This window comes from Streptomyces sp. CC0208 (assembly GCF_003443735.1).
In the GTDB taxonomy this organism is placed as follows: domain Bacteria; phylum Actinomycetota; class Actinomycetes; order Streptomycetales; family Streptomycetaceae; genus Streptomyces; species Streptomyces sviceus.
Genome location: NZ_CP031969.1, coordinates 2,428,062 through 2,440,544, shown reverse-complemented (window position 1 = coordinate 2,440,544; position 12,483 = coordinate 2,428,062). Strand labels below are relative to the sequence as shown.

At 63.8% G+C, this 12,483-nt stretch carries 6 protein-coding genes, 2 rRNA genes and 3 pseudogenes; 9 read left to right on the top strand and 2 right to left on the bottom strand.

Annotated features, from left to right (window positions below; translation table 11 throughout):
- Nucleotides 1–17: 17 nt before the first annotated feature.
- Nucleotides 18–770 carry a 4-hydroxy-tetrahydrodipicolinate reductase gene (dapB, locus tag D1369_RS10920; protein ID WP_007385098.1) on the top strand — a complete coding sequence of 251 codons (753 nt, stop codon included), beginning with the start codon at nucleotides 18–20 and terminating at the stop codon, nucleotides 768–770.
- A gap of 7 nt (nucleotides 771–777) precedes the next feature.
- On the top strand, nucleotides 778–1,233 hold the full coding sequence (locus D1369_RS10915; protein ID WP_118082430.1) for a hypothetical protein: 456 nt from the start codon (nucleotides 778–780) through the stop codon (nucleotides 1,231–1,233).
- 69 nt (nucleotides 1,234–1,302) lie between these two features.
- Here the strand turns inward: D1369_RS10915 and D1369_RS10910 are convergent, their stop codons facing one another.
- Entirely contained in the window at nucleotides 1,303–1,857 is a 555-nt protein-coding gene (locus D1369_RS10910) for a hypothetical protein (protein WP_007385099.1), read from the bottom strand.
- An 89-nt stretch (nucleotides 1,858–1,946) separates the two neighbouring features.
- Nucleotides 1,947–2,189, bottom strand: coding sequence for a hypothetical protein (locus tag D1369_RS43795; RefSeq protein WP_082319466.1), 243 nt, complete (start codon nucleotides 2,187–2,189; stop codon nucleotides 1,947–1,949).
- Nucleotides 2,190–2,390: 201 nt separating this feature from the next.
- Here D1369_RS43795 and D1369_RS43790 point away from each other — a divergent pair.
- The 7 genes and pseudogenes from D1369_RS43790 to D1369_RS10875 all read left to right on the top strand — a co-directional run.
- Nucleotides 2,391–2,681 (top strand): annotated as a pseudogene (locus tag D1369_RS43790) (FAD-dependent thymidylate synthase); the annotation flags it as partial.
- Nucleotides 2,661–3,578 (top strand): annotated as a pseudogene (locus D1369_RS44745) (HNH endonuclease); the annotation flags it as partial. The pseudogenes D1369_RS43790 and D1369_RS44745, both read left to right, overlap by 21 nt.
- A pseudogene (gene thyX, locus D1369_RS44740) lies at nucleotides 3,579–4,040 on the top strand (FAD-dependent thymidylate synthase); the annotation flags it as partial.
- A gap of 211 nt (nucleotides 4,041–4,251) precedes the next feature.
- Entirely contained in the window at nucleotides 4,252–5,151 is a 900-nt protein-coding gene (dapA, locus tag D1369_RS10895) for a 4-hydroxy-tetrahydrodipicolinate synthase (RefSeq protein ID WP_007385102.1), read from the top strand.
- 153 nt (nucleotides 5,152–5,304) lie between these two features.
- A complete protein-coding gene (locus D1369_RS10890; protein ID WP_007385103.1) occupies nucleotides 5,305–6,990 on the top strand; it encodes a ribonuclease J in 1,686 nt (561 codons plus the stop codon).
- 499 nt (nucleotides 6,991–7,489) lie between these two features.
- Nucleotides 7,490–9,017, top strand: a 16S ribosomal RNA gene (locus D1369_RS10880).
- 307 nt (nucleotides 9,018–9,324) lie between these two features.
- A 23S ribosomal RNA gene (locus D1369_RS10875) occupies nucleotides 9,325–12,444 on the top strand.
- The 16S and 23S rRNA genes sit together here, the layout of an rRNA operon.
- The last annotated feature ends 39 nt before the right edge of the window (nucleotides 12,445–12,483 follow it).

Below are 12,483 nucleotides of genomic sequence, written 5' to 3'. Positions count from 1 at the left end.
CTTAAGGAAGCACGAAGATGAGCAAGCTGCGCGTGGCGGTCCTCGGTGCCAAGGGCCGTATCGGCGCCGAGGCGGTCAAGGCCGTCGAGGCCGCCGAGGACATGGAACTGGTCGCTGCCCTCGGCAGGGGCGACAAGTTGGAGACTCTCGCCGAGACGGGCGCCCAGGTCGCCGTCGAACTGACCACGCCTGCCTCGGTCATGGAGAACCTGGAGTACTGCCTCAGCCATGGCATCCACGCGGTCGTCGGCACCACCGGCTGGACCGACGAGCGCCTCGCGCGGCTCGACGGCTGGCTCGCCGCCTCCCCGGAGACCGGCGTGCTCATCGCGCCCAACTTCTCCATCGGCGCCGTACTGAACATGAAGTTCGCGCAGATCGCCGCGCCCTACTTCGAGTCGGTCGAGGTCATCGAGCTGCATCACCCCAAGAAGGTCGACGCCCCTTCCGGCACCGCCACCCGCACGGCCCAGCTCATCGCCGCGGCCCGCGCCGAGGCGGCCACGGCCCCCGCGCCGGACGCCACGGAGACGGCTCTGGACGGCGCGCGCGGCGCGGACGTCGACGGCGTCCCCGTCCACTCCGTGCGCCTGCGCGGTCTGCTGGCCCACCAGGAGGTCCTCCTCGGCGGCGAGGGCGAGACGCTGACCATCCGCCACGACTCCCTCGCCCACAGCAGCTTCATGCCGGGCATCCTGCTCGGCGCCCGCCGCGTGGTCACGACCCCGGGCCTGACCTTCGGCCTGGAACACTTCCTGGACCTGGGCTGACACCGTCATGCGCGCCAAGCTGTCCTACGCCGTCACGGCCGCCGTCCTGGTCTTCTACTTCGTCCTGGTCGGCAGCCGCGGCGTCATGCTGATCGACTCCGGCACCCTCGTCACCGTTACCTTCGGTGTCGCGGTGCTGATCCTGCCGGTGATCGGCCTGTGGTTCCTGTGGAAGAACACCCAGTTCGTCCGCCGAGCCAACGCGCTGGCCGCCGAACTGGACGCCGAGGGCGGCCTGCCCGTCGACGAGCTCAAGCGCACGCCCGCCGGCCGGATCGACCGCGACTCCGCCGACGAGGTCTTCGCCAAGCGCAAGGCCGAGACGGAGACGGCCCCCGAGGACTGGCGCAGCTGGTTCCGGCTCGCCGTGGCCTACCACGACGCCCGCGACACCCCGCGTGCCCGCAAGGCCATGCAGCGCGCGATAGCGCTGCACGACGGCAGGCCCGTGCAGCAGCTCTGAGATCCCGGCACGTCGAAGGGGGCCGGTCCTGGTGCGGACCGGCCCCCTTCGACGTGTGTCCCTGTCGGGTCAGCCCCGCGCGTACTCCGCGGCCCAGGCCTCCACCGCGTCCGCGGCCCGGTCGAACGCCTGGCCGCGCGCGAGGAAGTCCGCGTTGTGCGTGGTCAGCAGCGGCTGTGCGTCCTCCGGCCCCCGACCCTGCCGTACGAGGGTCAGGGCCTGGCCCTGGACCGTGCGCGGCAGTCCGAGCCAGCGCACCGGCTGCTGAGCCGTCCGCACGGCGACGACCTGCTCCCAGGACACCGTACGAGTGAACAGGAAGCCCACCCGTCGCACCCCGCGGCCGCACACCCACACGCCCATGCGCAGCAGCCGCAGCGCGCCGGCGATGACGAGCACCGCGATGCCGAACACCACCGTGGCCTCGGACGGCGAGTCGGTCAGCGCGATGATCACCGCGGCGAACAGCACGTAGGAGGCGAGCAGAAGAAGGATCGCCGCTACGCCCACCCGCCACGGGCCGGGCCGGTAGGGGCGCCGCCAGTGGTCACGGTTGTCGAACGGCAGCGCGACGTCGTCCGTCGTCTCGAATGCGCGGTCGGCCGTCAGGAAGGGCAGGGGCACGGCGGGTCCTCACTCGATCCATGCGTGGGCTGTGCCGGTGAGGTTATCCGCCGCTGTCCCCGCGAGCCACCACAGGGGGCCCGTCTGAGTCAGTGTCCCTGGGATGCCTGGGACTGCTGTGTCTGCGAGGGAGCCTGATCCTGTGACAGGGCGGGCATCCCGAGAGCCAGTGACCCCGCGAACCCGGCGACGATGGTGAGTCCAAGGAGCCAACGTCCGGCTATCTCACGGGCGGACGCCCGCTGACGGGGCGGGGGAGTGACATTGCTGCGGAACCTGTCGGCTTCGGCGACAAAGGCGAACGGGACGGGTTCGCGCCGACGCAACAGCATGAGGGTGCTTCTCCCTTCGGGGATCGAACGAGTGAAGGTCACTTGGACAGACGCTCGGGTGCCCCAAAAGGTGCCCGCTTTCGCCGAATTCACAGAATTTCAACGCCGTATGTCGCGACCCGGCACCGAACGCCCCGTTGTCAGTGCCGGGCCGTAGAGTGGGCGCCGCCCGAGCGAAGTGATGGAAGGACCCTCCGAGCCGTGACCGACACCCCCACCGACGACGTGAAGCCCAGTTTCCGCAGCGATGTCACCGTCGAACTGGTCAAGCACAGCGCAGCCGACTCCGACGTGCTGTGGGCCGCACGTGTCTCGACCGCCGGCGAGCAGTCCCTGGAGGAGCTCACGAAGGACCCGGAGCGCTCCAAGGGCCTCATCAACTATCTGATGCGCGATCGTCACGGCAGCCCTTTCGAGCACAACTCCATGACGTTCTTCATCAGCGCCCCGATCTTCGTCTTCCGCGAGTTCATGCGCCACCGCGTGGGCTGGTGCATCGCGGGAGACACGGAGATCACCCTGGAGAGCGAGGCGGGCAACCTCCGTCGACGCAGCATCGCCGAGCTGTACAAGCTGTGGCGCTCGGGCGTCGAGGACCGCCTGCCGCACTCGGCCGGCGGTGTGACCTGGCATGCTCGGGCGGGCAAGTGGATGGCACAGGTGCGGCGCGGGGAGACCAACCACTACCTCGGCCTGTACGAGAACCGCGAGGCGGCCGAGTCGGCCGTCGCCGAGTTCCGTGAACAGCACCCCAGCACACGCATCCGCAAGCTCGAATCGGTGCGCCGCAATCACGTGCGGTGCTACGACGAGGAGACCTTGCTCGCTCAGCGGGCGAAGATCGTCGACGTGATCGAGTCAGGGGTGAAACCACTGATCAAGATCACCACGGCTACGGGCAAGACCCTCCGCTGCACGATCGACCATGCCCTGTTCACCCCCGAGGGCTGGTGCAAGGCGGGCGAACTGGTGGTCGGGGACTCCGTGCTGGTCGCCGGCGCTGCTCCGCGCCCGTCCCAGGCGCTGGTCCCGCCGAGCCTGCGCCGTGGTATCGGCGTGTGGACCTCGATGCGGCGCGAGACCTTGATCAAGGAGATCGACACCTGCCACCTGTGCGGTCAGGACTTCCCACGGGAGCAACTCGCCCTCGACCACGTCGTGCCGGTGGCGAGCGACCTGCTCCAAGCCCTCGACGAGAAGAACCTCGCCCCTGCCTGCGAGCCGTGCCATGCCGTCAAGAGCGCCGGTGAGCAGGCGCTGGCCCCGCGCGGCGGCGAGATCGCCAAGGCGGTGCCGGATCGGATCGTCGCCATCGAGACGGCGGGTGAGGAAATGACGTACGACCTCTCTGTCGAGGGCCCCTGGCACAACTTCCTCGCAGACGACTTCGTCGTGCACAACTCCTACAACGAGGAGTCGGGCCGCTACAGGGAGCTTCAGCCGGTCTTCTACGTCCCCGGCGAGGACCGCAAGCTGGTGCAGCAGGGACGCCCGGGCAAGTATGAGTTCGTGCCGGGCACCGAGGCCCAGCAGGAGATCATGGAGCGCTCGATGCAGGAGTCGTACATCCAGGCGTACGAGCGCTACCAGGAGATGCTCGCCGCCGGCGTCGCCCGCGAGATCGCCCGTTCGGTCCTGCCCGTCGGACTGTTCTCCTCGATGTACGCCACCTGCAACGCCCGCTCGCTCATGCACTTCCTCGGTCTGCGCACCCAGCACGAACAGGCGAAGGTGCCGTCCTTCCCGCAGCGGGAGATCGAGATGGTCGGCGAGAAGATGGAGGCGGAGTGGGCCAAGCTCATGCCGCTCACCTACGCGGCCTTCAACGCGAACGGCCGTGTGGCCCCGTAACGGACGCCTGTTTCCCCGCAGGGCACAGATGTGCGGGTCCACCTCGCGAAGTGTCCGTATTGCGGCATTTAGAGAAGTTCATCTAGCCTGATCAAACGGACCCGGCACTGCTTGAACCCCCGAGCAGGCAGTGCCGGGCTCCGCATTTGTCCTGACTTTTCCCGGCCCCCTAGGGCAGACCCCGCCCTGCGCAACGAGTAGCGTGTTCCCCATGGCTCCGACCTCCACTCCGCAGACCCCCTTCGGGCGGGTCCTCACCGCCATGGTCACGCCCTTCACGGCGGACGGCGCACTCGACCTCGACGGCGCACAGCGGCTCGCCACCCACCTGGTGGACGCAGGCAACGACGGCCTGATCATCAACGGCACCACCGGCGAGTCGCCCACCACCGGTGACGCGGAGAAATCGGACCTGGTACGAGCCGTACTGGAGGCGGTCGGCGACCGCGCACACGTCATCGCCGGCGTCGGCACCAACGACACCCGCCACAGCATCGAGCTGGCCCAGGCCGCCGAGCAGGTCGGCGCACACGGCCTCCTGATCGTGACGCCGTACTACAACAAGCCCCCGCAGGAGGGCCTGTACCGGCACTTCAAGGCCGTCGCCGACGCCGCCGAGCTGCCCGTCATGCTCTACGACATCCCGGGCCGCAGCGGCGTCCCGATCAGCACCGAGACCCTGGTCCGGCTCGCCGAGCACCCGCGGATCGTCGCCAACAAGGACGCCAAGGGTGACCTCGGCCGCGCCAGCTGGGCCATCGCCCGCTCCGGCCTCGCCTGGTACTCCGGCGACGACATGCTGAACCTCCCGCTGCTCTCCGTGGGCGCGGTCGGCTTCGTGTCGGTCGTCGGCCACGTCGTCACCCCGGACCTGCGCGCCCTGGTCGAGGCGTTCATCTCGGGTGACGTACAGAAGGCCACCGAGATCCACCAGAAGCTGCTTCCCGTCTACACGGGCATGTTCCGCACCCAGGGCGTGATGACCACCAAGGCGGCGCTCACCCTCCAGGGCCTCCCCGCGGGGCCCCTGCGCGCCCCCATGGTCGAGCTCTCGCCCGAGGAGATCCGGCAGCTCAAGATCGATCTTGCCGCCGGCGGGGTACAGCTCTAGCACCAGACTTCGCGCGCCCGGCGCGCAACCGGACTCAACAACTGAATAGGCGGGCCACCGGTGCCCGCACCACAACGACAACTGCTACACGCACGAACGTCACGCACGCCATGTGCCCCACCGGTACGTGGCGTGTGTGGTGAGGAGAGTCTTTTGAGTCATCCGCATCCCGAACTGGCCCCGCCCCCGCCGCTTGCCGAGGGCGCCCTGCGGGTCACCCCACTCGGCGGTCTCGGCGAGATCGGCCGAAACATGACGGTCTTCGAATACGGCGGCCGCCTGCTGATCGTCGACTGCGGAGTGCTGTTCCCCGAGGAGGAACAGCCCGGAATCGACCTGATCCTGCCGGACTTCTCGTCCGTCAGGGACCGCCTCGACGACATCGAGGGCATCGTCCTCACCCATGGCCACGAGGACCACATCGGTGGTGTCCCCTATCTCCTCCGCGAGAAGCCGGACATTCCGCTGATCGGCTCCAAGCTGACCCTCGCGCTCATCGAGGCCAAGCTCCAGGAGCACCGCATCCGTCCGTACACCCTCGAGGTGGCGGAGGGACACCGCGAGCGCATCGGCCCCTTCGACTGCGAGTTCGTCGCGGTCAACCACTCCATCCCCGACGCCCTCGCGGTCGCCATCCGCACGCCCGCCGGCATGGTGGTGCACACGGGCGACTTCAAGATGGACCAGCTCCCGCTCGACGGCCGGCTCACCGACCTGCACGCGTTCGCGCGGCTGAGCGAGGAGGGCATCGACCTTCTCCTCTCCGACTCGACGAACGCCGAGGTCCCGGGCTTCGTCCCGCCCGAGAAGGACATCTCGAACGTCCTGCGGCAGGTCTTCGGCAACGCCCGCAAGCGGATCATCGTGGCGAGCTTCGCCAGCCACATCCACCGCATCCAGCAGATCCTGGACGCGGCCCACGAGTACGGCCGCCGGGTCGCCTTCGTCGGCCGCTCGATGGTCCGCAACATGGGCATCGCGAGAGACCTCGGCTACCTGAAGGTCCCCCCGGGCCTGGTGGTCGACGTCAAGACGCTCGACGACCTCCCGGACCACGAGGTGGTCCTGGTCTGCACGGGCTCGCAGGGCGAACCGATGGCCGCCCTGTCCCGCATGGCCAACCGCGACCATCAGATCCGGATCGTCCAGGGCGACACCGTCATCCTCGCGTCCTCGCTGATCCCCGGGAACGAGAACGCGGTCTACCGCGTCATCAACGGACTGACCCGCTGGGGCGCCAACGTCGTCCACAAGGGCAACGCCAAGGTGCACGTCTCGGGCCACGCGTCCGCGGGCGAGCTCCTGTACTTCTACAACATCTGCCGGCCGAAGAACCTGATGCCGGTCCATGGCGAATGGCGCCACCTGCGCGCCAACGCCGAGCTCGGCGCCCTGACCGGCGTCCCGCACGACCGCATCGTCATCGCCGAGGACGGCGTGGTCGTCGACCTCGTCGAGGGCAAGGCGAAGATCGTGGGCAAGGTCCAGGCGGGTTATGTCTACGTCGACGGCCTCTCGGTCGGCGATGTCGGCGAGCCGGCCCTCAAGGACCGCAAGATCCTCGGCGACGAGGGCATCATCTCGGTCTTCCTGGTCGTCGACTCGTCCACCGGCAAGATCACGGGCGGCCCGCACATCCAGGCGCGCGGTTCCGGCATCGAGGACTCGGCCTTCGCCGACGTGATCCCGAGGGTCACCGAGGTACTCGAGCGCTCGGCGCAGGACGGCGTGGTCGAACCCCACCAGCTGCAACAGCTGGTGCGGCGGACCCTGGGCAAGTGGGTCTCCGACACGTATCGCCGCAGGCCGATGATCCTGCCTGTGGTGGTGGAGGTCTGACGGACCGTCGGACATCCGTCCGAGTGAACCTGGAGCGGGGTGCCTCGATTTGCATCGAGGCACCCCGCTCCAGTACGTTTACGGCTCCGCCCGAGGGGGAACCCGGCAGCTTCGTGCTCCGGGGCCAGCCTCCAGGCGGCGGGAATTCCGACTCAGAACTTCTGATAAAGTCGGAACCGCCGGAAAGGGAAACGCGAGAGCGGGAACCTGGAAAGCACCGAGGAAATCGGAACCGGAAACGGTCTGATAGAGTCGGAAACGCAAGATCGAAGGGAAAAGCCCGGAGGAAAGCCCGAGAGGGTGAGTACAAAGGAAGCGTCCGTTCCTTGAGAACTCAACAGCGTGCCAAAAATCAACGCCAGATATGTTGATACCCCGTCTCCAGCATCTGCTGGGACGAGGTTCCTTTGAAATAAACACAGCGAGGACGCTGTGAACGACCGCCTTATTCCGGTGGTTGTTCCGCTCTCGTGTGTGTGCACCCGATTACGGGTAAACATTCACGGAGAGTTTGATCCTGGCTCAGGACGAACGCTGGCGGCGTGCTTAACACATGCAAGTCGAACGATGAACCACTTCGGTGGGGATTAGTGGCGAACGGGTGAGTAACACGTGGGCAATCTGCCCTTCACTCTGGGACAAGCCCTGGAAACGGGGTCTAATACCGGATACCACTCGCACGGGCATCTGTGCGGGTTGAAAGCTCCGGCGGTGAAGGATGAGCCCGCGGCCTATCAGCTTGTTGGTGAGGTAATGGCTCACCAAGGCGACGACGGGTAGCCGGCCTGAGAGGGCGACCGGCCACACTGGGACTGAGACACGGCCCAGACTCCTACGGGAGGCAGCAGTGGGGAATATTGCACAATGGGCGAAAGCCTGATGCAGCGACGCCGCGTGAGGGATGACGGCCTTCGGGTTGTAAACCTCTTTCAGCAGGGAAGAAGCGAAAGTGACGGTACCTGCAGAAGAAGCGCCGGCTAACTACGTGCCAGCAGCCGCGGTAATACGTAGGGCGCAAGCGTTGTCCGGAATTATTGGGCGTAAAGAGCTCGTAGGCGGCTTGTCACGTCGGGTGTGAAAGCCCGGGGCTTAACCCCGGGTCTGCATTCGATACGGGCTAGCTAGAGTGTGGTAGGGGAGATCGGAATTCCTGGTGTAGCGGTGAAATGCGCAGATATCAGGAGGAACACCGGTGGCGAAGGCGGATCTCTGGGCCATTACTGACGCTGAGGAGCGAAAGCGTGGGGAGCGAACAGGATTAGATACCCTGGTAGTCCACGCCGTAAACGGTGGGAACTAGGTGTTGGCGACATTCCACGTCGTCGGTGCCGCAGCTAACGCATTAAGTTCCCCGCCTGGGGAGTACGGCCGCAAGGCTAAAACTCAAAGGAATTGACGGGGGCCCGCACAAGCAGCGGAGCATGTGGCTTAATTCGACGCAACGCGAAGAACCTTACCAAGGCTTGACATACACCGGAAAGCATCAGAGATGGTGCCCCCCTTGTGGTCGGTGTACAGGTGGTGCATGGCTGTCGTCAGCTCGTGTCGTGAGATGTTGGGTTAAGTCCCGCAACGAGCGCAACCCTTGTCCTGTGTTGCCAGCATGCCCTTCGGGGTGATGGGGACTCACAGGAGACCGCCGGGGTCAACTCGGAGGAAGGTGGGGACGACGTCAAGTCATCATGCCCCTTATGTCTTGGGCTGCACACGTGCTACAATGGCAGGTACAATGAGCTGCGATACCGTGAGGTGGAGCGAATCTCAAAAAGCCTGTCTCAGTTCGGATTGGGGTCTGCAACTCGACCCCATGAAGTCGGAGTTGCTAGTAATCGCAGATCAGCATTGCTGCGGTGAATACGTTCCCGGGCCTTGTACACACCGCCCGTCACGTCACGAAAGTCGGTAACACCCGAAGCCGGTGGCCCAACCCCCTTGTGGGGAGGGAGCTGTCGAAGGTGGGACTGGCGATTGGGACGAAGTCGTAACAAGGTAGCCGTACCGGAAGGTGCGGCTGGATCACCTCCTTTCTAAGGAGCACTTCTTACCGATCCCTTCGGGGTGAGGTCAGAGGCCACTACGCAGGCAAACGTTCTGCGGTGGTTGCTCATGGGTGGAACGTTGATTATTCGGCACTTTCAGTCATCTCGGGCTGCCAGTACTGCTCTTCGGAGCGTGGAAAGCTGATCACGAGTGGCGAGGGTGTCGGGCACGCTGTTGGGTGTCTGAGGGAATGAACCCCCTCTGATACCGGCCCCAGTGAACTCGGAGTGAAGCTCCGGGGTGATGGGTGGCTGGTCGTTGTTTGAGAACTGCACAGTGGACGCGAGCATCTGTGGCCAAGTTTTTAAGGGCGCACGGTGGATGCCTTGGCACCAGGAACCGATGAAGGACGTGGGAGGCCACGATAGTCCCCGGGGAGTCGTCAACCAGGCTTTGATCCGGGGGTTTCCGAATGGGGAAACCCGGCAGTCGTCATGGGCTGTCACCCATACCTGAACACATAGGGTATGTGGAGGGAACGCGGGGAAGTGAAACATCTCAGTACCCGCAGGAAGAGAAAACAACCGTGATTCCGGGAGTAGTGGCGAGCGAAACCGGATGAGGCCAAACCGTATGCGTGTGAGACCCGGCAGGGGTTGCGCATGCGGGGTTGTGGGATCTCTCTTTCACAGTCTGCCGGCTGTGAGACGAGTCAGAAACCGTTGATGTAGGCGAAGGACATGCGAAAGGTCCGGCGTAGAGGGTAAGACCCCCGTAGTCGAAACATCAGCGGCTCGTTTGAGAGACACCCAAGTAGCACGGGGCCCGAGAAATCCCGTGTGAATCTGGCGGGACCACCCGCTAAGCCTAAATATTCCCTGGTGACCGATAGCGGATAGTACCGTGAGGGAATGGTGAAAAGTACCGCGGGAGCGGAGTGAAATAGTACCTGAAACCGTGTGCCTACAAGCCGTGGGAGCGTCGGGCAAGCACTTGTGCTTGCCTCGTGACTGCGTGCCTTTTGAAGAATGAGCCTGCGAGTTTGCGGTGTGTTGCGAGGTTAACCCGGGTGGGGTAGCCGTAGCGAAAGCGAGTCCTAATAGGGCGTTTGAGTAGCACGCTCAAGACCCGAAGCGGAGTGATCTAGCCATGGGCAGGTTGAAGCGGAGGTAAGACTTCGTGGAGGACCGAACCCACCAGGGTTGAAAACCTGGGGGATGACCTGTGGTTAGGGGTGAAAGGCCAATCAAACTCCGTGATAGCTGGTTCTCCCCGAAATGCATTTAGGTGCAGCGTCGTGTGTTTCTTGCCGGAGGTAGAGCACTGGATAGGCGATGGGCCCTACCGGGTTACTGACCTTAGCCAAACTCCGAATGCCGGTAAGTGAGAGCGCGGCAGTGAGACTGTGGGGGATAAGCTCCATGGTCGAGAGGGAAACAGCCCAGAGCATCGACTAAGGCCCCTAAGCGTACGCTAAGTGGGAAAGGATGTGGAGTCGCAGAGACAACCAGGAGGTTGGCTTAGAAGCAGCCACCCTTGAAAGAGTGCGTAATAGCTCACTGGTCTAGTGATTCCGCGCCGACAATGTAGCGGGGCTCAAGCGTACCGCCGAAGTCGTGTCATTGCAGCATGAGGGCCAACGCCCGCTGTGATGGGTAGGGGAGCGTCGTGTGCCGGGTGAAGCTGCAGCGGAAGCTAGTGGTGGACGGTTCACGAGTGAGAATGCAGGCATGAGTAGCGATACACACGTGGGAAACGTGTGCGCCGATTGACTAAGGGTTCCTGGGTCAAGCTGATCTGCCCAGGGTAAGTCGGGACCTAAGGCGAGGCCGACAGGCGTAGTCGATGGATAACCGGTTGATATTCCGGTACCCGCTGTGAAGCGTCAAACATCGAACCAGGCGATGCTAAGTCCGTGAAGCCGTTCCGGACCCTTCGGGGAAAGGAAAGTGGTGGAGCCGGCGAACCAGACTTGTAGTAGGTGAGTGATGGGGTGACGCAGGAAGGTAGTCCAGCCCGGGCGGTGGTTGTCCCGGGGTAAGGGTGTAGGCCGTGTGATAGGTAAATCCGTCGCACATAAGGCTGAGACCTGATGCCGAGCCGATTGTGGTGAAGTGGATGATCCTATGCTGTCGAGAAAAGCCTCTAGCGAGTTTCATGGCGGCCCGTACCCTAAACCGACTCAGGTGGTCAGGTAGAGAATACCGAGGCGTTCGGGTGAACTATGGTTAAGGAACTCGGCAAAATGCCCCCGTAACTTCGGGAGAAGGGGGGCCATCACTGGTGAGAGGACTTGCTCCTCGAGCTGGGGGTGGCCGCAGAGACCAGCGAGAAGCGACTGTTTACTAAAAACACAGGTCCGTGCGAAGCCGTAAGGCGATGTATACGGACTGACGCCTGCCCGGTGCTGGAACGTTAAGGGGACCGGTTAGTCACATTTCGGTGTGGCGAAGCTGAGAACTTAAGCGCCAGTAAACGGCGGTGGTAACTATAACCATCCTAAGGTAGCGAAATTCCTTGTCGGGTAAGTTCCGACCTGCACGAATGGCGTAACGACTTCTCGACTGTCTCAACCATAGGCCCGGTGAAATTGCACTACGAGTAAAGATGCTCGTTTCGCGCAGCAGGACGGAAAGACCCCGGGACCTTTACTACAGTTTGATATTGGTGTTCGGTTCGGCTTGTGTAGGATAGCTGGGAGACTGTGAAGCTTGGACGCCAGTTCAGGTGGAGTCGTCGTTGAAATACCAGTCTGGTCGTGCTGGATGTCTAACCTGGGTCCGTGATCCGGATCAGGGACAGTGTCTGATGGGTAGTTTAACTGGGGCGGTTGCCTCCTAAAGAGTAACGGAGGCGCCCAAAGGTTCCCTCAGCCTGGTTGGTAATCAGGTGTTGAGTGTAAGTGCACAAGGGAGCTTGACTGTGAGACCGACGGGTCGAGCAGGGACGAAAGTCGGGACTAGTGATCCGGCGGTGGCTTGTGGAAGCGCCGTCGCTCAACGGATAAAAGGTACCCCGGGGATAACAGGCTGATCTTCCCCAAGAGTCCATATCGACGGGATGGTTTGGCACCTCGATGTCGGCTCGTCGCATCCTGGGGCTGGAGTCGGTCCCAAGGGTTGGGCTGTTCGCCCATTAAAGCGGTACGCGAGCTGGGTTTAGAACGTCGTGAGACAGTTCGGTCCCTATCCGCTGTGCGCGTAGGAGTCTTGAGAAGGGCTGTCCCTAGTACGAGAGGACCGGGACGGACGAACCTCTGGTGTGCCAGTTGTCCTGCCAAGGGCATGGCTGGTTGGCTACGTTCGGGAGGGATAACCGCTGAAAGCATCTAAGCGGGAAGCCTGCTTCGAGATGAGGACTCCCACCCCCTTGAGGGGTTAAGGCTCCCAGTAGACGACTGGGTTGATAGGCCGGATCTGGAAGCCCAGTAATGGGTGGAGGTGACCGGTACTAATAGGCCGAGGGCTTGTCCTCAGTTGCTCGCGTCCACTGTGTTAGTTCTGAGGCAACGAC

Bases quoted from the DNA above. Each gene is read 5' to 3' on its own strand.
- dapB (WP_007385098.1), top strand. From the start codon at position 18: ATGAGCAAGCTGCGCGTGGCGGTCCTCGGTGCCAAGGGCCGTATCGGC.
- D1369_RS43795 (WP_082319466.1), bottom strand. From the start codon at position 2,189: ATGCTGTTGCGTCGGCGCGAACCCGTCCCGTTCGCCTTTGTCGCCGAA.
- dapA (WP_007385102.1), top strand. From the start codon at position 4,252: ATGGCTCCGACCTCCACTCCGCAGACCCCCTTCGGGCGGGTCCTCACC.
- D1369_RS10915 (WP_118082430.1), top strand. From the start codon at position 778: ATGCGCGCCAAGCTGTCCTACGCCGTCACGGCCGCCGTCCTGGTCTTC.